General features: G+C 70.4%; 16 protein-coding genes and 3 pseudogenes. 9 read left to right on the forward strand and 10 right to left on the reverse strand.

What is annotated here, in order from left to right:
- Positions 1 to 490: 490 nt before the first annotated feature.
- Positions 491 to 1834, forward strand: a pseudogene (locus tag AC1WTP_RS18695) (ISL3 family transposase).
- A gap of 133 nt (positions 1835 to 1967) precedes the next feature.
- Here AC1WTP_RS18695 and AC1WTP_RS18700 read toward each other — a convergent pair.
- The gene (locus tag AC1WTP_RS18700) at positions 1968 to 2207 is read right to left on the reverse strand and encodes a hypothetical protein (RefSeq protein WP_481650542.1); all 240 of its coding nucleotides are present in this window, start codon (positions 2205 to 2207) and stop codon (positions 1968 to 1970) included.
- A 96-nt stretch (positions 2208 to 2303) separates the two neighbouring features.
- Entirely contained in the window at positions 2304 to 6038 is a 3735-nt protein-coding gene (locus AC1WTP_RS18705; RefSeq protein WP_481650543.1) for a S8 family serine peptidase, read from the reverse strand.
- Between the two features lie 120 nt (positions 6039 to 6158).
- Here AC1WTP_RS18705 and AC1WTP_RS18710 point away from each other — a divergent pair, with 120 nt between their 5' ends.
- Entirely contained in the window at positions 6159 to 7127 is a 969-nt protein-coding gene (locus tag AC1WTP_RS18710; protein ID WP_481650544.1) for a TrmB family transcriptional regulator, read from the forward strand.
- A gap of 286 nt (positions 7128 to 7413) precedes the next feature.
- Positions 7414 to 7944 (forward strand): GNAT family N-acetyltransferase, encoded by a 531-nt coding sequence (locus AC1WTP_RS18715; protein WP_481650545.1) that lies wholly within the window; start codon positions 7414 to 7416, stop codon positions 7942 to 7944.
- A gap of 268 nt (positions 7945 to 8212) precedes the next feature.
- Here the strand turns inward: AC1WTP_RS18715 and AC1WTP_RS18720 are convergent.
- Positions 8213 to 8299, reverse strand: a pseudogene (locus tag AC1WTP_RS18720) (IS5/IS1182 family transposase); the annotation flags it as partial.
- Between the two features lie 435 nt (positions 8300 to 8734).
- Entirely contained in the window at positions 8735 to 9331 is a 597-nt protein-coding gene (locus tag AC1WTP_RS18725) for a tetratricopeptide repeat protein (RefSeq protein WP_481650546.1), read from the reverse strand.
- Between the two features lie 138 nt (positions 9332 to 9469).
- Between AC1WTP_RS18725 and AC1WTP_RS18730 the strand changes: the two are divergent.
- Together AC1WTP_RS18730 and AC1WTP_RS18735 are read left to right on the forward strand one after the other, a co-directional pair.
- A pseudogene (locus AC1WTP_RS18730) lies at positions 9470 to 9778 on the forward strand (response regulator transcription factor); the annotation flags it as partial.
- Between the two features lie 363 nt (positions 9779 to 10141).
- Positions 10142 to 11353 (forward strand): cation:proton antiporter domain-containing protein, encoded by a 1212-nt coding sequence (locus tag AC1WTP_RS18735; RefSeq protein ID WP_481650547.1) that lies wholly within the window; start codon positions 10142 to 10144, stop codon positions 11351 to 11353.
- A 235-nt stretch (positions 11354 to 11588) separates the two neighbouring features.
- Here AC1WTP_RS18735 and AC1WTP_RS18740 read toward each other — a convergent pair whose 3' ends face one another.
- Together AC1WTP_RS18740 and AC1WTP_RS18745 are read right to left on the reverse strand one after the other, a co-directional pair.
- Complete coding sequence (locus AC1WTP_RS18740; RefSeq protein WP_481650548.1) at positions 11589 to 12269, reverse strand: STAS domain-containing protein; 681 nt, start codon at positions 12267 to 12269, stop codon at positions 11589 to 11591.
- A 310-nt stretch (positions 12270 to 12579) separates the two neighbouring features.
- The gene (locus tag AC1WTP_RS18745) at positions 12580 to 13050 is read right to left on the reverse strand and encodes an STAS domain-containing protein (RefSeq protein ID WP_481650549.1); all 471 of its coding nucleotides are present in this window, start codon (positions 13048 to 13050) and stop codon (positions 12580 to 12582) included.
- Between the two features lie 470 nt (positions 13051 to 13520).
- On the opposite strand from AC1WTP_RS18745, the gene AC1WTP_RS18750 reads away from it, so the two are divergent.
- Positions 13521 to 13778: a hypothetical protein gene (locus AC1WTP_RS18750; RefSeq protein WP_481650550.1), complete on the forward strand. Its 258-nt coding sequence runs from the start codon at positions 13521 to 13523 to the stop codon at positions 13776 to 13778.
- A 150-nt stretch (positions 13779 to 13928) separates the two neighbouring features.
- On the opposite strand, the gene AC1WTP_RS18755 is transcribed toward AC1WTP_RS18750, so the two are convergent.
- Together AC1WTP_RS18755 and AC1WTP_RS18760 are read right to left on the reverse strand one after the other, a co-directional pair.
- A complete protein-coding gene (locus AC1WTP_RS18755; RefSeq protein ID WP_481650551.1) occupies positions 13929 to 14207 on the reverse strand; it encodes a BON domain-containing protein in 279 nt (92 codons plus the stop codon).
- Positions 14208 to 14287: 80 nt separating this feature from the next.
- Positions 14288 to 14719, reverse strand: a complete 432-nt coding sequence (locus tag AC1WTP_RS18760; RefSeq protein WP_481650552.1) for a PRC-barrel domain-containing protein — start codon at positions 14717 to 14719, stop codon at positions 14288 to 14290.
- Positions 14720 to 14927: 208 nt separating this feature from the next.
- On the opposite strand from AC1WTP_RS18760, the gene AC1WTP_RS18765 reads away from it, so the two are divergent.
- The 3 genes from AC1WTP_RS18765 to AC1WTP_RS18775 all read left to right on the forward strand — a co-directional run bounded on the left by AC1WTP_RS18765 (position 14928) and on the right by AC1WTP_RS18775 (position 17987).
- A complete protein-coding gene (locus AC1WTP_RS18765; protein WP_481650553.1) occupies positions 14928 to 15947 on the forward strand; it encodes a S1C family serine protease in 1020 nt (339 codons plus the stop codon).
- Positions 15948 to 16006: 59 nt separating this feature from the next.
- A complete protein-coding gene (locus AC1WTP_RS18770; RefSeq protein ID WP_481650554.1) occupies positions 16007 to 16693 on the forward strand; it encodes a hypothetical protein in 687 nt (228 codons plus the stop codon).
- A gap of 103 nt (positions 16694 to 16796) precedes the next feature.
- On the forward strand, positions 16797 to 17987 hold the full coding sequence (locus tag AC1WTP_RS18775) for a DUF2254 domain-containing protein (protein ID WP_481650555.1): 1191 nt from the start codon (positions 16797 to 16799) through the stop codon (positions 17985 to 17987).
- Positions 17988 to 18091: 104 nt separating this feature from the next.
- Here AC1WTP_RS18775 and AC1WTP_RS18780 read toward each other — a convergent pair whose 3' ends face one another.
- Both AC1WTP_RS18780 and AC1WTP_RS18785 read right to left on the reverse strand, forming a co-directional pair.
- The gene (locus AC1WTP_RS18780; RefSeq protein WP_481650556.1) at positions 18092 to 19153 is read right to left on the reverse strand and encodes an FUSC family protein; all 1062 of its coding nucleotides are present in this window, start codon (positions 19151 to 19153) and stop codon (positions 18092 to 18094) included.
- 391 nt (positions 19154 to 19544) lie between these two features.
- The coding region (locus AC1WTP_RS18785; RefSeq protein ID WP_481650557.1) for an IS3 family transposase at positions 19545 to 20315 on the reverse strand (771 nt) is incomplete at its 5' end.

Consider the following 20315-nt stretch of genomic DNA (forward strand, 5'->3'; position numbering starts at 1 on the left):
TTCAGCAGGTGCCCGGTGGCCCCAGAACGCTCAGGCGTGCCGCCACGGGACATGCCCGCCAATGTGCCGATAGGTGACGATCAAATGTGGGCACCGCGGCGTCGAGTCCTGGGGCCGCTTGACGATCGTCCCGCAGGTGCGGGTAAGACAGCCATGAGCCGAGACCAGTGTCGTCGCGCCTCGGGGCGGGCCACCGCCGGACGGGAGCTGTCGGATTTACTGCGGACTCCGGTCCAGGTGCGGTTGAGTAGCCCGCCCGTCATCGCCCGCCGTGCTCGTGGGCCCACGGCCTATACCTATGTGGAGCGATGGCTATGCGTATCGATGACCAGAGCGAAGCCGACCCTTTCGGCGCACAACGGGCAGTCCTCCTTCAACGTTGCGGCGAGCGCTTGGCGGCTCTTCAGGTCTGCGGCGTGTCGTTCGTCGGGATACGGGTCGAGGTCTTTCGATGATGAGTTCTCACGCGGCCTATCCGGAAGACCTCGACTTGCGCGACGCTACTCCTGCAGCCGGCTCCGCCGGTGCTGATCTGTCCTTCGCGCCTGCCGATCTGACAACCTTCTGCCGGCTCGACGAGCTCGGCCTGGAGGTCACCGGGCAGCGTCTGGAGCCTGGTCGGGCGGTCCTGGCGTGCCGGGTCGTCCCCGTGGACGGCTCTGATGAACGCTGGTGTCGGGACTGCGGCTGCGAGGGCGTGGCTCGGGACACCGTGGTCCGGCGGCTGGCGCATGAGCCGTTCGGGTGGCGACCCACGACGCTGTTGGTCACGGTCCGCCGATACCGGTGCGGCGACTGCGGACACGTGTGGCGCCAGGACACCAGCCGGGCCGCGGCGCCGCGAGCGAAGCTGTCCCGCCGAGCCCTGCGCTGGGCGTTGGAGGCCCTGGTAGTCCAGCACCTGACCGTCGCCCGGGTCGCCGAAGGCCTCGCAGTGTCGTGGAACACCACCAACGACGCCGTCCTGGCCGAGGGGCAGCGGGCGCTGATCGACGATCCGACCCGCTACGACGGTGTCAGCGTCGTCGGGGTCGATGAGCACTGTTGGCGGCACACCAGGCATGGAGACAAGTTCGTCACCGTCTCATCGATCTGACCGCCGTGCGTGCCGGTACCGGCCCTGCTAGACATGGTCGAAGGCCGCTCCAAGCACGTGTTCAAGGCATGGCTCGCCGGCCGACCGCAGGTCTGGCGGGACGGTGTCGAGGTAGTCGCGATGGACGGGTTCACCGGGTTCAAGACCGCCACCACCGAGGAACTCCCCGACGCGGTCGCGGTGATGGACCCCTTCCACGTCGTGCGGCTGGCGGGCGATGCGCTGGACCGGTGCCGGCGCCGGGATCAGAACGACATCCATGGTCAGCGAGGTCGCAAGAACGACCCGCTGTACCGCGCCCGGCAAACGCTGCACACCGGCGCGGACCTGTTGACCGAAAAACAGTCGGCACGCTTGCGAGCCTTGTTCGTCGAGGAGCAGCACGTAGAGGTCGAGGCAACCTGGGGTGTCTACCAGGCGATGATCGCCGCCTACCGCGAGCCGAACCGTGCCCGCGGGAAGATGAGGATGCAGACACTCATCCACTCGGTCAGCCACGGCGTCCCAGCCGCCCTCCGCGAGGTCATCATCCTCGGGCGGACGCTAAAGAAGCGCGCCGTGGACGTGCTGGCCTACTTCGACCGGCCCGGCACGTCCAACGGCCCCACCGAGGCGCTCAACGGACGGCTCGAACACCTACGCGGCTCCGCGCTCGGGTTCCGCAACCTGACCAACTACATCGCCCGGTCCTTGCTGGAAACCGGCGGATTCCGACCCCGACTACACCGTCTTCTGTGAAGAGCCCGATATCCTCTAGGTCGCTCGCGTCCACTAAGGGCTGCTTCAACCCTTACACATCGCGGCGAACCGTGGGTTGTGCATGGCGCCAAGGATCCGGACCGACCCCGCGCCTGGCGGGGCCAGAAGTCTCCTAGCGTTGCGCGGGGCGCGGTGAGATCGCCTTGAGAAAGACGTCCCCGATGGTTGCGGGGTCCTTGGCGATGAGCACGCCACCGCCGGTGACGGCGGTGATCTTGTCAAGGTCCGTGCGGTTTACCTGCTCGCCCAGCTGCCACGGTGGTTCGGCGCCGCCCATTGAAGTGGCGGCGGCGATCCGCCGATGGCGGACGCGTGGGCGGTGCCGGGCGACGAGGGTGGGGTCGCCCGGCACCGCCGGCCGTGGAGAGCGACCGGAGCAGCGCTGTCCACGGTGCCGGTCGGGCCCGCACCGCCGCGGTGACGCGGCCGGCCCGTCCGACGGGTGAGATCAGGGCAGCACCTTCCAGGCCCGGGTGATGGTCTGGTCGATGCGGTTGCCGGCGCGGTCGGTGGCGGTGACCCGGACCGTGGCGAACCCCGCGTCCGCCGGCGCCGCCGGCAGGGTCGCCGTCACCCTTCCGGTGCCCCGGACGGGCGCCTTCCGCCAATGGGCGCCGTCGTCGTACGACACCCACACGCTGACCTCGAACCGGCCGGGCCCGGTCGCGCCGGGCTGGTAGCCCGGGGTGAGCGACAGCGGGTACGGCTGATCCGCGCGGACCGCGTTGGACAGGTCGGTCCGGATGTCGTAGCGGAGCTGCGGCAGCGTGAGCACCTGCGGCTGCTCGCCCCTGGGCCGCCCGGAGCGGAACGTCCACGTGGTGGAGGTCGCGGTCGAAGTGGTCCACCAGACCCGGTCCGGGAACCGGTCCCGGGTGACGTCCAGGGTCAGGTGGTAGGTCCGGTTGCCTGGGCCGACCGTGAACTGCTGCGACGACCCGCTGGTGGTGCCGACGACCCGGTCACCCCGGCGCAGCGTCATCCGGGCCCGGTCGGAGCCGCCGTCGATCCAGCCGTACGCCGTGACGGCCCCGTCGGCGTACTGCGGCACGGCCACCCGGATGGTGTCGTGCCACCGGTTGACCGGTGTCCCGTACGGGTAGTTGGGCGCACCCGCCGGGACGGCGGGCCGGGTCAGAGCCCGGAACCACACCTCCCGCGTCCGCTCACCGGGCCGGTACGCCCGCAGCGGACCGTACATGGTGCCCTGGGTCCCCTGCCGGTTCTCGCCCTCGGCGGTGGCCTGAGCGCGCCAGAGCACGCCGCCGGTGTTGACGTGGTCGGTACGCCGCTGCCCAGCGGTCAGCGACCGGTTGAAGCCGAACGCGACGGTCACCCCGTCCGGGTAGCCGGCCCGCGAGTCCAGCGCGCGCATCTCTGGCGCGTGCTGGTGGAACTCGCTGTCCACGGTGGCCAGCGCCAGCTCCTTCGCGGTGTAGTGCACGTCGGCCGGGATCCGGTTCGGCTCGGCCAGCAGCAGGTCGTAGTGGTAGGGGCTGTGCGCCGCGCCGGTCAGGTTGACCGTCACCGTCCCGGCCGCCAACCGCTCGCGCAGCCGCTGGGCGTCGGCGTACTCGATCTGGTAGGCGGGTACCGGTGAACCGTGGCCGCTCGGGTAGATCTTCCCGGGCTGGTCGGGGGCGAAGAGCACCACCACGGCACCGGCCGCGGCCGCGGCCCGCAGCTGCTCCGCGACCGCCTCGTCGCCGACGTACCGCAGCAGCAGCGCCGCGCCGCGGGCGGCGCCCAGCCCGGCCGGCTCGCCGTCGCCGCCGTCGACCAGCGGCAGCGTGCGGGTGCCGTCGAGCACCGGCGCGTACTCCAGCGGCAGCGGGCGGGTTAGGCGGAAGCCGCCGGCGCCGGTCACCTCGGCGGTCAGCTCGGGGGCGCGCAGGTCCCACCGGCTGAAGAACTGGAACGTGCCGGTGTCGACCGGCCGGGTTGGTACCGCGTAGACCCGCCGGACGTTCCACGGGTTGAACGCCCAGCCGGACAGGTTCGACCGGCTCCCGGCGGTGCGCTGCCACGAGATGGCGCCGCGGCCGATCACTGTCGGGTCCGCGACGTCCATCCGGATCTCGTTGCCGGCACGCGCGTCGAGGTGCACGGTGCGGTCCGTGTCGACGAGCAGCTCCGGGTCGCCGGCCACGGTGAGGTCCTTCTCGGTGCCGCTGGCGTCCAGGCTGTGCACGAGGGCCATCAGCGAGTACCGGCCGGCGGGCAGCTCCACGGTCGCCCGGCCGTCGGCGAAGAAGCCGTAGTACTGCGCGCCCGTGTCCAGGTTCCACAGCTCCGCCCGGTCGGGGAATCCGCTGGCCGGCCGGCCGTCGCGGTTGGTCGCCGCGATGGTGAGGGTGTGCGCCGGCGGCGTCACGCTGAGGCCGACCGGGGTCCGCAGCCGCAGCCCGGCAGCGGTCGCGGTGAGCACCCCGGCGTACTGGTTCGGGCTGGTGGCCGCGGTGTCCAGACGTACGGTTGCCGTCGCCCGCCCACCGGCGGCGATGGTCAGCCGGGCCGGCGTGACGGTCAGCGCGGCAGCCCGGCCGGTGGCGCCGGTGTCGGTGGCGGCCACATCCAGGTCGAGGGTGACGGGCTTCCGGCCGATGTTGCGGTACACCACGTCGGCGCCGCGCCGGGCGGACCCGGCCGGCACCTGCCCGAGCACGACGTTGGCGGTGTCGACCTGGACGGTCTGGCCCAGCGCCGCCGGGACGTCCATCCGGCCGACGCCCTGCGCCCAGACCGGCGCGGTGCCGACCGGCTCGGCGTTGCTGACCAGCGCGGCCTTGAGCTGTTCGGGCCGCCAGTCGGGGTGGGCTTGGGCGAGCAGCGCGGCCGCGCCGGCCACGTGCGGCGCCGCCATTGAGGTGCCGGACATCGCGGTGTAGGACTGGTCGACGAGCTGGCCGAGCGAGGTGCGCGCCGCCCGGGCCGCCACGATCCCGACACCCGGTGCGGTGATCTCGGGCTTGACCGCGCCGTCGTCGAGGCGCGGGCCCTGGCTGGAGAAGTTCGCGAGGGCGTCCTGCTTGGAGACCGCACCAACGGTCAGTGCGGCGGTGGCGATACCGGGCGTGCCGACGGTCTGCGGCCCGGGGCCGGAGTTGCCGGCGCTGACCACGAAGAGCGTGTCCGAGCTGGCGCTCAGCGCGTCGACGGCCTCGCTGACCGGGTCCGGGCCGCCGTACGACGGGGCGCCGAGGCTGAGGTTGACCACCCGGGCGCCCTGGCGTACCGCCCACTCCATGCCGGCAATGATCCAGGACAGGTCGCCGGAGCCGGAGTCGTCGAGGACCTTGCCGACCAGCAGCCGGGCGCCCGGCGCCACGCCCCGGCCACCGGCGCGGCCGGCCTTTCCGCTGCCGGCGACGGTCGCGGCGACGTGCGTGCCGTGCCCGAACCGGTCGACCGCCGTACCGCCCTCGGTGGTGAAGTCCGCGGTGGCGGCCACCCGGCCGGCGAGGTCCGGGTGGGTGGGGTCGTAGCCGCTGTCGAGCACCGCCACGGTGACGCCCCGCCCGTCGTATCCGGCCCGCCACGCGGCCGGCGCGCCGATCTGGGGCACGCTGTCGACCAGGTCGGCGCGGACCTTCCGGTCCAGCCAGACCTTCCGTTCGCCGACGGCGAGGGTACGCGGCCCGGTGGTCAGCGCAGTCCAAAGCGCCCGCGCCTGCGTCTTGCGGCCGGTGACCGCGACCGCGCCGATGCTGGGTAGCACCCGGGTCCGGGTGGCGCCGGGCGGGGTCTCCGGAACCGCTGCCCGGGCACCGGCGCTGGCCGGCACCCCGGCCACGAGCAGCGGAAGGGTCGGGCTCGCCGCGTCGTGATAGCCCTCGGCGACGAGGTCCGTGACGTTGAACAGCGCCTCGTCCAGCAGGCCGGCGGAGACGTACGGCACCGCCTCGTCCGGCACCACGTAGACGTCACCGTCGCGGTGGGACAGTCGGAAGCCATGCCGGTCGGGGCTGCCCCGGCCGTCGATGGTCGCCTCCTGCCGGCCGTCGGCGAACCGGGTGAGCCGGACGACATCACCGTTGATCAGCGTGACCGTGTACACCGAGCCGGGGGCGGTGGTTGGCGCAACTGCGTCAGCGGCGAGGGCCGTCGCGGCCGGTGGCGCCGCGGCGACCACGGTGACCGCGACCACCGCCGCGACAAGCACTTTGCGTAACGAGCTGAACACGAGGCCCCCTTCGACGTGCCGGCCGTACGGCAGGCAGCGTCACACCTCGTCAGCGGGACGGTAAAGGATCTAGAGTCAGCGCAGCTGTGACATGGCCCAGATGCGCCAGGGAGGACGATCGTGCTGGGACCGGCGGGGCTGAGCGCGGCGGAGGAGGCGACCTACCTCGCACTGGTCCGCCAGGGCGGTGCGACGCCGACGCAGCTGACCACCCGGACCGGACTCACCCCCGCCCAGGTGCGCCGCGCGGTGCTCTCCCTGCAACGCAAGGGCTTCGTGCATCACACCCCGGCCCCCGAGGAGCGGGTCGTTCCGGTCCCCCCGGAGCTGGCGGTGGAACAGCAGGTCCGCCGCCGCCAGGAGGAGCTGGAGGGCGTACGGGCGGCCGCCCACCGCCTCGCGCAGGAGGCGCGCAGCCGGGCCAGTAATCGGCGTACCGAGGAGCTGATCGAGATCGTGTCCGGCCGGGCGGCGGTCGCGCAGGCCTTCGACCGGTTGCAACGTACCGCCCGCCAGCAGATGCGGGTGCTGGTCGCGCCGCCGTACGCGGTGCCGAAGGACGTCAACCGGCAGCAGCTCGAACGGCAGGCCGCCGGGATCACCTACCGGGCGGTGTACGACGTGGACGCCCTGACCGACCTCGGCTTCGTGGCGAGCGTCGTCGTCCATGTCCGGGAGGGCGAGCAGGCGCGACTGGCGCACGGCCTGCCGACCAAGCTCGCCGTCGCCGATCGGGAGCTGGCCCTGCTGCCGCTGGCCTGGACGCAGGCGGCGCACGACGCGGCGTTGCTGGTGCACCCGTGTGGCCTGCTCGACGCGTTGATCGCGCTCTTCGAGACGGTCTGGAACCAGGCCACGCCCCTGTCCGTGGCCGACTCGGCCGACCTCGCCGCCGCCACGGCGGTCTCCGCCGCCGACCGGCACCTGCTGTCCCTGCTCGTCGCCGGCCTGACCGACGAGGCGGTGAGCGCGCGGCTCGGCGTCAGCCGCCGCACGGTGGTCCGCCGGGTGCAGCACCTCATGGAGCTGACCAACTCGCGGTCGCGGATGCAGCTGGGGTGGCAGGCCCGCGACCGCGGCTGGCTCTGAGCGCCGCTGGATACCGGTGTCTGGGCGATCATGCACCCGAGCAACTCCGCCGGTAACGCGTACATCAATATCCTGTCGATGCCGTCAACCGGATTCGAGGAGCCTGTTGGCTATCCGCTCTTCGGCTCCTTGCGGCTCGGTCCGCGATTGATGGTGGGCGTAGCTCCGTCTCGGGGACTGCTTTTCTGGGGGTGTTGCGACGACCGTTGATCAGTCCGGGGTGTGATGTGCGGTGCTCGGGGATATTCGCTGGTCGCTGCTTGCTGGCGGTGTTCATACTGCCGCAGTGGATCCGGTGACTCTTGAGACCGACCGTCTGGTGCTTCGGGCCTTCACACCTGCCGACGTGGATGCGGTGTACGAAGCCTGCCAGGACGAGGACATTCAGTTCTATACGCCGGTGCCGGTGCCGTACCGGCGTGCGGACGCGGAGAAGCGCATCGGCGAGGAACTGCCCGCGGGCTGGGCCACGGACAAGAGCTATACCCTCGGCGCCTTCCGTAGGGACAGTGGCGCCCTGGTCGGCTCGTACTGCCTGTTCATCATCAGTCCGGGCGTCTACGAACTCGGTTACTGGGCGGTCAAGGAACAGCGCGGACGCGGGTACTCGGTGGAGGCCGCTCGGGCCCTGTGCGACTGGGGCTGGGCCACCCTCGACGTCCACCGCATCGAGTGGTGGGCCATGGCCGGGAACACCGGCTCGCGTGCCGTCGCCGAGAAACTCGGCTTCACCGTCGAAGGGACACTGCGCAATCGCGGCATCGCCAACGATGGCAAACCGCACGACTGGTGGGTGGGCGGGCTGCTGAGGCCCTGATGCTCGGGCCGGTGCTTCGCCGGCTGCATTTGCTCTTCCGCAGGGAAGTTCCCAGTTCGGACAGTTCCCGCAGAAGAGCCACACCCATTGGTCCGGGGGCAGCCGTGACGCCGCAGTGGCCGCGCGGATTCTTCGAGTGTGCCCAAGAAGTGGGCCTGGTCCACCTACGCACCGGGCTCCCGCACGCCGCGCTGTACGGCATCGCCCGCTCCACGATCTCCCGCGCCATCGGTGAGATCCGCCCGTTGCTGGCCGTGCGTGCGATCGGGGTGCCGTCGACGATGGCGATCTGGTCGACCGGCCGCCGGCGGACCGGGGCAAGGGCGAGCAGCGGTCCGAGGGTGTCGATGACCCGGGCGGAACTGGGCCGGCTGCAACCCGGTGAACGGAAAGATCGACTCCGGCTGCCTCGCGGTGATCACCTGCACCCCGCAATCCTCGATGATCGTCCTTACCGGACAGACGCCGGGGTTAACGAGACGCCTCTTAGCCAGCCGCTTGCCACCAGCCGGCGGTTGGTCTGAGGGTGAGTGTCGCGCACGGTCGGGGCAGAAGCGGATGCCGGAACATGTGCCGGGCGATCCGGCGGGCAGCTCACCGATAGGGCGTTCTCGGCCGTTCATGGTTTGTGCTTTCGACGTCGCATGGAAACCGGCGACGCTGCAGTCCCGTGACATCGAAGGTGTGGCAACGGGGGAGCACACGTTAGAGATCTGGATCGGCCCACGCTGACCGTGGACGTTCTCGACACGCCGCGCGACAGTGACTGCTGCGGCTAAGCCCGCCAGGTTCAGCGGTCCAACTCCATCACAGTGAGTTCGCCGCCGCATCGGAGGCACGGCACGTTGAACGCCGAGTCGGCGTCGCCGAGCAGGCAGGGAACGCAGAATACCTCGTCGCAGGCCGTGCATTGCACGCCGACCTTGGGCGAGATCACGTTGACGTCGAAGGTACCCGGCTCCGTCCGGTGCACGGGCCGGTGGCACTCGCGGCAGTAGTCGATACCCCGCCGCCGCATGGTGGTCGCCGCTTGCGGGTGGCCGAGGCGCGCGGCGTGCACGATGTGCTCGTCGGCCTCCGCGAAGCGGCCGAGCTTGCCGAGGGCCATGCCGAGCGCGTTGTGCGCCTCGGAGTACTCCGGTCGCAAATCGAGGCACGCACGCAGCGGCTCGAGTGCCTCCTCCCACCGACCGGCGTTGGTTAGCGAGACCCCGAGGAACAGTTGGCAGCTCGACGAGCCCGGATCGGCGCCGGCTGCCTCGGCGAACCCGTCGGCTGCCTCCGACCAGCGCTTCTGGTCGAACAGCGCCAGAGCGCGCTGGTACGTCGCCCGCGACTGCTCGACGTCGGAGCGATTGTCTCTGCTCTTGCGCGAGAACGAACCCACCGGGACCTCCTTCGACGGTCGACTCATCGTAGGCGTGGCGTCCGCGACGCCGGTTGATCTCCGGAAGCCCAGAGCTGAGCCCGTGGGCAGTGGTCGCCTACTGGCGGACACTTCCGTCGAGGCGTTCATCGCGAGCAACTCGCCGCCGGCGACGGGCTGCTGGCACCCTCGGTGACCCGACGGCTCATCGCGGAGTTCGTCCGTAGCCACGAGCCAACAGGTTCGTTCTCGCCGGCACTGGACCGCGTCACCGACCGGGAACGCGAGATCCTCACCCTCATTGCCCGTGGCCTGTCGAACGCCGAGATCGCCGAGCGGCTGCGGCTGAGCCCCGCCACGGTCAAGACCCATGTGAGTCACCTACTGACCAAGCGCGACCGTGCGCAACTGGTCATCATCGCGTACGAGTCAGGGCTGATCTCCCCCTCCTCGTCGCCGTCGAGGTGAGTCGAACAACCCCGCCCCGTCCGGCGGCGTCGCGGACGTTACCGCCGCCGCCGAGCAGGCAACGGCAACGGACGCGACGTTCGATCTCGTCCCGGATGGCCGGACGTCGGCCAGGCCAAGGTTGGTGGGGCCCAGGTCCAGTCACTACGAAAAGACGACTCGAAAGCCCGTTACCGGTGATCACATTGGCTCCGTCAGCCTGATGTACGAGCTCGCGAACAGGAGCTTGATCTGCTCGGAGAGGTTGCCGGGGTGGATCGGCGGGAGCATCCGCGTCCGGCCGCGGATAACAGCGCTGGTCGTGGGCATCGGCGGGCAGCCCCGAACCGGTGTATGACCTCGTTGGGCGGGTAGTGCGTCGGGATGGATCTACTGCACCTCGGCTACGCCCTGGTTGGTGTGCTCGCGGTGCTGCTGGCGTTCTGGTCCGACGCCATCCGCCGTGCACCGGTCAGCGAGCCGTTGCTCGCTCTCGCCCTCGGCGTTCTTGCCGGGCCTATCTCCGGACTGATCGACCTGCGAAACCACGATGCCCCGGGGCTGATGCTGGAGGCCAGTCGGATCCTCCTGGCCATTTCGCTGATGGCGGTCGCACTTCGGTTCCAGCTGCCTCAGTACCGGTCGGTGATCCGTCCGGTGGGTGTGCTGTTGGCCGTGGGCATGGCGGGCATGGCGGTGATCAGTGCCGGCCTGGCGTGGCTGGTCCTCGGCCTGCCGTTGGCCCTGGCGCTACTGCTCGGGGCGTGCATAACGCCCACCGACCCGGTGCTGGCGTCCAGCATCGTGTCCGGAGGCCCCGCCGAGCGGCAGCTTCCCGCTCGGCTACGGCAGTTGATCAGTGCCGAGTCGGGCGCTAACGACGGACTCGCGTTCGTCTTCGTCGTCCTTGCGCTGATTGCCGCAGCCCACCGCCCGGCGGGTGGGCAAATCAGGGAAGCAGTCTGGGGAGTGCTCGGGGCCGTGCTGGTCGGTGTGATCATCGGTTGCGCCGCAGGCCGAGCCGTTATGTTGGCCGAGGCGCGCGAGGATGTCGACGAGGGTTCATTGTTGATCTTCGCTGTTGTGCTCGGTGTTGCGGCCCTGGGCGTGGCCCGACTGCTGCACACCGATGCGCTGCTGGCCGTCTTCGTCACCGGACTGGCCTACAACGGGATGATCGGGGACGAGTCACGGGCCTCGGAGCAGAAGCTCGACGACGCGCTCACGCGTTACCTGGTGTTGCCGCTGTTCTTCCTCCTCGGTGTCGAGGTGCCCTGGCGTGACTGGCTGGACCTGGGCTGGCTGGTCGCGGCGTTCGCGGTCGTGGTGTTGCTGCTGCGCCGGCTGCCGGTGCTACTGGCGCTGAAGCCGGCCCTGGGCCTGCCGTGGCGGGACGCGCTGTTCCTCGGCTGGTTCGGGCCGATCGGTGTGTCGGCGTTGTTCTACCTCACCTACAGCCACGAAGAGGGTGCCCGTGATCCGCGGCTCTGGGCGGCCGGCAGCCTGGTCGTAGCGCTGAGCACCGTCGTGCACGGCGTCACGGCGACGCTCGGTCGCCGCTGGTACGCCGTGCGGCCGACGTCCTCCCGGGTCTGACTGTCGCGGCGGCTCTACGGCGATGCCCGGTGTCCTCGGTCAGCCGGGTGGTGGGGCTGTCTGGTGCCTGCGGTGGATGGATGGTGATGTCCTGGGCAACCGAGGCCAGCCGGAGGCCGTGCCCGGCGAAGCGGTCAGTACCCGTTAGGTGACCGGGCCCCTGACCACGCCGGATCTGCCGAGCTTCACACCGCGAAGCGTGAACGTGCGCACCTGCCCGTCTCTGCCGGTGCCTTCAGTACTGGCGTTTGGTCCGCCGTCGGGGGGCGTCATCGTGTGCGTTGTTGAGGACCGGGCGAGGAACCGACGACTGGTAGGGCTGCCGTCGCGAGAACAGTTGGGCGATCGCTTCGCTGCGGCTGGTGAAGATCGGGAAGAGGCAATCGAGGCGCATGGTGTGCAGCACCGTGAGGATGAATCGGGACGGCGCGGCGAGGCACAACTCGGCGCCGCGCCTGCGGGCCTCGCGTTGGCCGCGGACGAGCAGCCCGAGGGCGGTGGAGTCGATCAAGTGAACCTCGGTCAGATCGACGACGACGTACCCGCTGACGTCGATCGCCGTGTGCAGGGCGGAACGCAGTGACTCACAGGCATCGACATCGATGTCGCCTACGACGGCCACGATGGCCACCTCGTCCAGGTAATCGATACCCGACACGGCGCCGGCCCGGCCGTGGTAGCCGTTCCTACCGGCACCGGCACCGGCACCGGCACCGGCGTCCGTGGCCGTGGGGAACAGCCCGCATCGTGGACAGCGGTGCGGGCCCGTGGAAAAGGGCGACCCGGTCCAACCCTGTTCAGTGACCAAGGTCCAGACGACCTCGGTGTCGGGCAGCAGTGGGCCGTTCCCGGTGATCATGTCACCGCAGGTGTCGCAGATGAGCGTCAGAGAGTTCTCGTCCGGCACGACGGTCATCGTCATCTCCTCGATGCGGTCGTCGCCGGCCGATCAAGGCCTCTTGGTGGCGCCGTCGGCGACCCGGGGTTGGCGGATGCGGAGTGACGGCTGTTGTCAGCAGCAACGCGGATGGTGAGGCTGGCGCAGCCGCGCCGGACGACAACATCGGGTGAGCCTGCGCTGGCGTCGACGTGGGCAACGCCGGCGGCGATCATGGGATTGGTGCTGCGGCGATACCGACGGCCAGCGCCAGGCAGCGCGGGACGTATGGCCGGCAGCCTGCCGAGCGCTCCGGTGACGTGGTGGGTGGCGGTCATGCTGCTTTCCCTTACACCATCGGTGGCTGATGGACGCCGGCCAGCGGAGCATCAGCGGGAGTTCCCGGTTGCTCTGCCGCGCTGCCCCGTGTCTGTCGGTTGGACGCGGCTGGTCCCGATGAGCAGCCGGCGTCCGGCCGGCGGGCACCCCGCGTTGTCGAGACGACGGTCGTGATGATGGGCAGGACCTGGTCCAGACGGGCGACCTGCAGGATTCGACGGACGCGCGGATGGGGATCGCGGATACTCAGCACCCCGTGGTGATCCTGGAGTCTGCGGCGCACGTCGACCATCAGCCCGATGGCTGTGGCGTCGATATGCCGACAGTGCGACAAGTCGATCACCACGTGCTCAGGACGCAGCGACAGGATCCGGTCGAGGACGACGCCGGCGCTGTCCAGGCTGGCCAGATCCAGTTCCCCGCGCACCCGCACCTCAACGGTTCCGATGGTGCAGTCGGTGTCCGGCGGCGCCGATGCCATGTGCTCCCCTTCACGTAGCGGCGGTCCCCGAGGTACCACCTTGAGACGTGGCCTTGGCACCAGCACCGCAGTCACGTGACAGTCGGGTGACAAATCCCTTCGTGGCCGCCCGCCGAGACCATGGCTGCCCGCGCAGACCTCCGGCAATCTCGGCCCCTTGCTGCCGTGACCGCGCCTGGAGGATCTGATGCCCCGATTCGTCACGCCACCGTCACGCGATCGCGCGGCGGCCGTCATGGCGTCGGGCATCTCTAGTGGCAGGAGCAGTGTCCAGCGCCGTGACAAGGCAGGTGATCATCATGACCGGCCAGGGCAGCGCCTGTCGGGCGGCGATCGCCGCAGGGCTGATGATGGCAGCTTTGCTCCCTGTCGGATGCAGCCGCGACCCGGCACTGGAGCGGTCGCCCCGACCTACCAGCACGAGGCCAGCGAGCACGGTCGCCCGGGCCGAGGCCGGTGACCGGTTGACGGTGACCGCCGCAGTGGAGCGGGTGGTCGACGACGGCGCCTTCGTGGTCCGGGACGTGGATTTGACCGACGGCTCGCTGCTCGTCCTGACCCGGCGGCCAGTCGAGGCGTTGCCGCCGCAACTGGTCACCATCGAGGGCACCGTCGTCTGGTTCTTGTACGGGGACCTCGTCGGACGCGGACTGGGCAACCCGGCGGCGTATCGCCCGTTCGAGGGGCAGAAGGCGTTGGCGGCCGCCCGCGTGACTGTGTGGCGGTGACGCTGTCTGTCGACACCACCGCGCGGCCGGCCCCTGACGGGGGACGGCCGCTACCGGTACGGCTTCTGCGGCTTCCGCTTCATGTCCAGATGCCCGGCCCTCAGGCGGGCCGGGCATCTGATCGCGAACGGGTTCTGGCGGGTCATCCGCTCACCGTTCCAACCGGTGCAGCCGGTTGTTGACGTCGTGCACCCCGGGAGTGCTCCAGGCGCTGGCCTGGGCCTCGGCGCTCACCTCTGCGGAACTGACGACGCCCTCCAGGATCACCACACGGTTCTGAACCTCAATGCAGATGCGCTCGTGGCTCAGCAGCGGGTTCTGCTGCATGCGCTCGAGCAGTCGGCAGGCCAGTCGGGCGTCCTCGGAGGTGGGCCGGGTCTGAAACAGCGACGGTAGCTCGTGGGGGAAGAACCAGGGGACGTAGGTCATGGGGTCTCCTCGCGTTGCTCGGGGTGCCGGGGCCGCGTGCGGCCGCCGCGAACACCCGCTCCGGTCGGGGGCACCCGTGCTCAGCGCCGGCTGGTCGGGGGTACCGGGTACGGCGGGGCGACCCCGCTGGGGTTGAAGAACGGCGCGTAGCCGTAGTACCAGTACAGATCCTCGTAATGGCTGGGCTCTTCGATGACCTCCGGGTCGTACGCCGGCGCCTGCTCGATCTTGCGTCGGGTCAGGTCGACTCGCACCGTGTCGTCGGTGACGTCGCTGACCGCCTCCGCGGGGATGAACGTGGCGGTGGCGCCGATGCCGAGGATCCCCCCGTGCTCGACCCGCAGGAACCGCACCCTGCGCTCCTCGCTGTCGATCAGCAGGTCGTCGACCTTGCCCAGGTCTTCGCCGTCGGCGTCGAGGACGCGCCGGCCGCGCACGTCCTGCTCGGCCGCCGCGATCGTCTGGCCGGAGTCACCGAGCTTGACCAGCGTCGCCGTCCTGTCGCGTGGCATGAGTTGCTCCTTCCGTAGCGGCTGATCCCCCTGCGCTACCCGCAGGACGCCCCGGGCAACACGACGGAACGATGACGATTCGTTCCCACCCGTGTGACGACTCGCCGTGGTAGGGCGGCCGACGTTTGCCGAGGGAGAGTTCGGGTAGCGGCCTAGCCAGGGCGCAGGGATCGCGGCGCCGCCGGACGATCTCGGGGAGGAGGCGGCCGTGACACGCCGATCGCGCTGGCTGGCACTGCTGGCTTGCGGGGCCATGGCGGTGGGCAGCGCCGGCTGCACCGCCGACGGTGGCGGCGCGGCGACGGCGGCGCCCACCACAGCGCCCGTGCCGACCGCCGCCGACCTGCCGCAGATCGTCGCTCGCCTCCAGCCGTCCGTTGTCACCGTCCGGGTCGGTCAGGGCCTCGGCTCCGGGGTGGTCTTCCGCGACGGCGGGCTGATCCTCACCAACGAACATGTCGTGGGTGACCAGCGGAACGTGGAGATCGCCCTCGCCGACGGCACCCGCGTGGAGGCTCGAGTGGTCGCCGCCGACGCCGTGACCGACCTCGCTGTGCTCCGCGCCGAGCGTCGCGACCTGCCGCCCGCGCCGTTCCGCACCGAACTCCCACCGCCCGGCGAGCCGGTGGTCGCCCTCGGCAGTCCACTGGGTTTCCTCAACAGCGTCACCGCGGGCATCGTCTCCGGCGTCGGTCGGGAGGTCCCGGGATCGGCGACGCAGGGCAACGCCTTGGTCGACCTGGTCCAGACCGACGCTGCGATCTCGCCCGGCAACTCGGGCGGCGCGCTGGCTGACTACTCGGGACGGGTGATCGGCATCAACGACGCCTACCTGCCGCCGCAGACCGGTGCGGTGTCCATCGGCTTTGCCATCCCCGCTGCCACGGCCCCCGACATCGCCGATGACCTGCTCGACGACGGCCGGGTCACCCAGCCGTACCTGGGAGTGGCCGTGGCCCGCCTGACCCCGCAGATCGCCCGATCCCTGGGCGCCGGCACCGACCGCGGCGTGCTGGTCCGCGACGTCGCCGGAAACGGCCCGTCGGCGGCGGCGGACCTGCGGCCCGGCGACGTCATCACCGAGGTCGCCGGAGAGCGCATCGACACCCTGGAGGCGTTCCTCGGCGCGCTGCGGTCGATCGAGCCCGGCCAGCGGGTGCCCGTGACGTACCTGCGGGGCGGCGCCACCCGACAGACGACCGTGACACCGGCCGCCGCCACCCGCTGAGGCCCCGTGCCCGCCCGCCACGAGAAACCGACGTCGTACCGGCACCGGCCGGCCCGCCGATGACCGGACCTCCGACCGCCGAGGAGCGGTCCCAGGACGCCGCGCTCAACGGTCTGGCCCGGCGGCTGGACAAGCCGATGGGCGCCCTCGGGGTGATCTTCCTGCTGGTGGTCCTCGGGCAGGCGCTGGCCCGCCATCCCACGCTCTCCACCGCCCTGACCGTCGCGAGCTGGGTGCTGTGGGCGGTCTTCGTCGCCGAGTTCGCCCTGCGCGCCTGGCTGGCCCGCCACCATGCCCGCCGCTTCTGGCGGCGCAACTGGTGGCAGGTCATCTTCCTCGCCGTGCCCTTCCTGCGCTTCGCCCGCGCCGCCAGCGCCCTGCGTGCGGCCCGTGCCGGCGGCGTCGTGACCGCCGCGGTCCGCGGCTCCCGCTCCGCCGGCCGATTGTTGACCGACCGGCTCGCCTGGCTGGCGATCATCACCACCGCGGTCATCCTGACGGTCGGGCAGTTGTTCGTCCTCGCCGGCTCCTACCGGTCGTACGGGCAGGCACTGCACGACGTCGCCCTGACCACGATCACGGGCGAGCCCCTGACCGTTACCGACCCGCTGGCTCAGATCGTCGAACTGGGGCTCGCGGTCTACTCAGTGGTCGTCTTCGGTACCCTGGCCGGCGCCCTCGGCGCCTACTTCCTCAGCGCCGAGCGCCAACGCGGCGACGGCGATCGTGAAGCCTCCACGGGCTGACCCCGGGCTCCCGGGCCGGTTCGCTCGTCCATCTCGCCCGATAGCGAGCACGAACGTGCGGGGTGCGCCACGATTGAGGTGTGAGGCCGAGAACCCGGTCGCCATGAGCCGACCCCGCACGCCCCCGTCCCGAATCGCTCAGATACGGGACAGCTTCTGGCTGGTGCCGGCGGTGTTCGCCTCGGGCGCGATGCTGGCGGCGATCGGGTTGTCCGTGCTGGAGTTGCGCCTCGGCCTCGCGGTGGAGGGGATCCTGCCCAGCGGCCCCACCGGCGCACGGTCACTGCTGTCGTCGATCATCACGGCGATGATCTCGTTCACCGCGCTGGTCTTCTCCATCACGGTCGTCGCGCTGCAGTTGGCCAGCAGCCAGTACTCCCCACGGGTGCTGCGCACGTTCCTGCAGGACCGCGTCATCCAGGCGACCCTCGGGACGTTCGTCGCGACCTTTCTGTTCGCGATGGTGGTACTGGCCGCGCTGCCGGCCGACGACAACGAACGACTACCGGAACTCTCCCTCGCCGTGTCGATGTCACTCGTTCTCGCCAGCACCGGCGTTTTCATCTACTACCTGCACCACATCACCGCTGTCATGCGGGTGTCCCACATCATCGGCGCGATCGGCGCCCAGACCCGCCGCACGCTCGACCTGCACGTGCCCGAGTGCGACGAGCCGGCCCCGGTGATCATCGGCGAGGTCGTACAGGTCGTGCCGGCGCCAGGGCCGGGGCTCGTCACCGATGTCGACCTCGCTCTGCTCGCCCGGTTGGCCCGTGAGTACGACTGCGTCCTGGCGGTCGTACCCAGCCCCGGCGACTTCGTGGTCGCCGGCGCAGCGCTGCTGAACGTTCATCGGGTCCCCGGCCGCACGCCCCGCCCACTGCCGGCCGAGCGCGCCGTTCGAGGTGTGACCGTCGGTGTGGAACGGACGCCGGGTCAGGACATCGGGTTCGGCTTCCGGCAACTGACCGACATCGCCGAACGAGCGCTCTCGCCCGCAATGAACGACCTCACCACCGCCGTGCGGGCGGTGCAGGAGGCGCACGACCTGCTCCGCCGGCTCGCGATGCGCCCCGAGGCGGCCTGGGTCGTCCGCGACGACGACGGCTCCGTGCGGGTCCGGGCGAGCCCTCTGGCGTATGACACCTGCCTGGCGATGATCGTTGACGAACTACGCGCAACCGGTCTACAACCCCGGATCGCCCGGTTGCTGGAGGCCGTGGTCACCGACCTGGACACGGTCGCGCTGCCCGCTCACCGGCCCGCGATCCGGCGCCGGCTGCCGGCACCGTGACCGTTCCCGGGACGGCCAGCGCGGCGCCTCACCCTGACGCGGTGTCGTGGACAGTGACAGCATCGGCGGCCGTGTTTCGGTCGGTCGGTATCTCCGCCAGGTGATCAGACCCGGCCTTGTCCGGCTCTGGTACGACCGAGGTAGGCAGCCAGTTGGACCCTCCGGTTGGCGCCGTCGATGGAGCATCCGGTCGTGCGAAGCATGTCGCTGGCGGTGACACGGACCTGGGTGGCGGCGGCTGCGCCGAAGGTGCCCAGGCCCGCGTCTCGCGCACATTCGGCCTGAACTGCGGCGCGTAGTGCGATACGCCGGGTCTGCTCGTGGAAACGGTCCTTGCGGACTTCGCGATGCAGCTGGTCGACCGCGTCTGCAAGCGCTCCGACAGCATCCCCCAGATTACCGGGCACGTGTTCGCGGTACTGCAGGGCAGTGGCAGCGCGGCGCGCGAGGTCCTGGCTGTCGTCGATGACACGGACGAGGTGGAGAGATCCCCACTCGTAGCGGTTGAATTGTCGCCGGTGACTCCACCGGACGGGTGCGATGGTGACCACCTCCTCGGCCCCCTTGATGGCGTCCTGCATGCGTTCGACGTCCGGGTTCATCCCGCGGAGGGCCTCCATCGCGTCGACGGCTCGTTCGGCGTTGTGTTCATTCAGCGCCTGCGCGAGGGTCCGGAGCTGGTCGGCGAGTTGCCGGAATACGGGCCCGGCCGCTCGATTGATGATCCGGATGGGGTGCAGTGGCAGGAGAAGCCCCACCACGACGAGGCCGACGAGGCTGCCCGTGACCGCGTCGACGATGCGCGGTAGCTCCAGGTTGCGCTGGCTGGTGGAGAGGGTGGCGATGAGGACCGCGGTGCCGCCGACCTGGCTGACAATGGTGCCGCCGCGGCCAGCGAGCCCGAGGGCTATCCCGATCGCGATGGTGACGATGATGGCCGTCTGCCACGCGCCGCTGCCGATGAGGTACACCAGGCCATCGCCGATGGCGATGCCCAGCCCGATACCGAGGAGAAGTTCGAAGGTGCGTCGGGTGCGTTGACCGAGTGCCGCAGCGATCGTGCCTACCGCCGCCGTCGGGGCGAAGACCGGGTTCGGGTTACCGAGCAGATTGTGGGCGATCCACCAGGACAAGCCGGCCGCAAGCCCGGACTGCACAGCGATCACGGCGATGACCTCCAGCTGTCGCAGCCGCGACCGGGCCAGACTGCTACCCCGACTGCCAGCTCCGGACGCCGTTCTACCGATGTACCGGGCCATCACCCGCAGTGGAGAGCGGTAGTCCGACCCGGGTCGGGGGCGTCCCGTCATGGCGGCGGATACCCGCGTGGTGCAGGGTGAATCCTGCCGTCCGTAGAGCCGCCGGCTCGGCGATTCGTGCCACGGTTACCCGTCAGGCCTCGGCCCGGCCCCTTCGGAAACGGTGTGTCGGCGACGCAGCAGTACCTGCGGTAAGCCGGTCGCTAGCAGCCGTGCGTGGCCGCGGCCCTACAGGGTATAGCCGGGGCGGATTCCGGCTCTGACTGGTTGTCAAGCCCCGGGTTTGATGGAGAGTTGGTTAGCTGGTTTTCAGGGGTGCGGTGACCGGGTGGGTCATCGCGTGTAGTGCCTCGTGCTCGGCGGGTGGGACGTGGCCGAGCTCGCCGTGCAGCCTTCGGTTGTTGTACCAGTCGATGTACTCGACGGTGGCCATCTCCAGGTCGTCGAGCCCGCGCCACGGGCCCTTGTTGCGGACGAGTTCGGCCTTGTACAGGGAGTTGAATGCCTCGGCCATGGCATTGTCGTACGAGTCGCCCCTGGAGCCGACCGAGGCGACGGCGCCGGCCTCGGCGAGCCGCTGGCTGTAGCGAATCGCTCGATATTGGACTCCCCGGTCGGAGTGATGGACGAGTCCGCCCAGGTCAGCACCTTGGTTCTCGCGGCGCCAAATCGCCATCTTCAACGCGTCGAGAGCCAGATCCGTGTAGAGCGACGTGGACACCTGCCAGCCGACGATCATGCGGGAGTACACGTCGAGGACGAACGCGGCGTACACCCATCCCACACTCGTGCGCACGTAGGTCAGATCCGCGACCCACAGCTGGTTCGGGCCCGCTGCGGTGAAGTCCCGTCTGACCAGGTCAGCAGGGCGGCTGGTCTCGGCTGCCGGGCGGGTCGTGCGCGGCGACTTGTCGCGCAGCAGCCCACGCAACCCGGATTCACGCATCAGCCGCTCGACCGTGCACCGGGCCACCCGCACGCCGCGTCGGTGTAGCTCGTGCCAGATCTTGCGGGCCCCGTAGACGCCGTAGTTCTCCGCGTGGATCCGCTCGATCACCGCGGTCAGCTC

This window comes from Micromonospora sp. R311 (assembly GCF_056780015.1).

What these genes read in the sequence shown, in the direction of transcription:
- AC1WTP_RS18735 (WP_481650547.1), top strand. Translation starts at nt 10,142, where the DNA reads ATGGATCTACTGCACCTCGGCTACGCCCTGGTTGGTGTGCTCGCGGTG.
- AC1WTP_RS18740 (WP_481650548.1), bottom strand. Translation starts at nt 12,269, where the DNA reads ATGACCGTCGTGCCGGACGAGAACTCTCTGACGCTCATCTGCGACACC.
- AC1WTP_RS18745 (WP_481650549.1), bottom strand. Translation starts at nt 13,050, where the DNA reads ATGGCATCGGCGCCGCCGGACACCGACTGCACCATCGGAACCGTTGAG.
- AC1WTP_RS18755 (WP_481650551.1), bottom strand. Translation starts at nt 14,207, where the DNA reads ATGACCTACGTCCCCTGGTTCTTCCCCCACGAGCTACCGTCGCTGTTT.
- AC1WTP_RS18760 (WP_481650552.1), bottom strand. Translation starts at nt 14,719, where the DNA reads ATGCCACGCGACAGGACGGCGACGCTGGTCAAGCTCGGTGACTCCGGC.
- AC1WTP_RS18770 (WP_481650554.1), top strand. Translation starts at nt 16,007, where the DNA reads ATGACCGGACCTCCGACCGCCGAGGAGCGGTCCCAGGACGCCGCGCTC.
- AC1WTP_RS18775 (WP_481650555.1), top strand. Translation starts at nt 16,797, where the DNA reads ATGAGCCGACCCCGCACGCCCCCGTCCCGAATCGCTCAGATACGGGAC.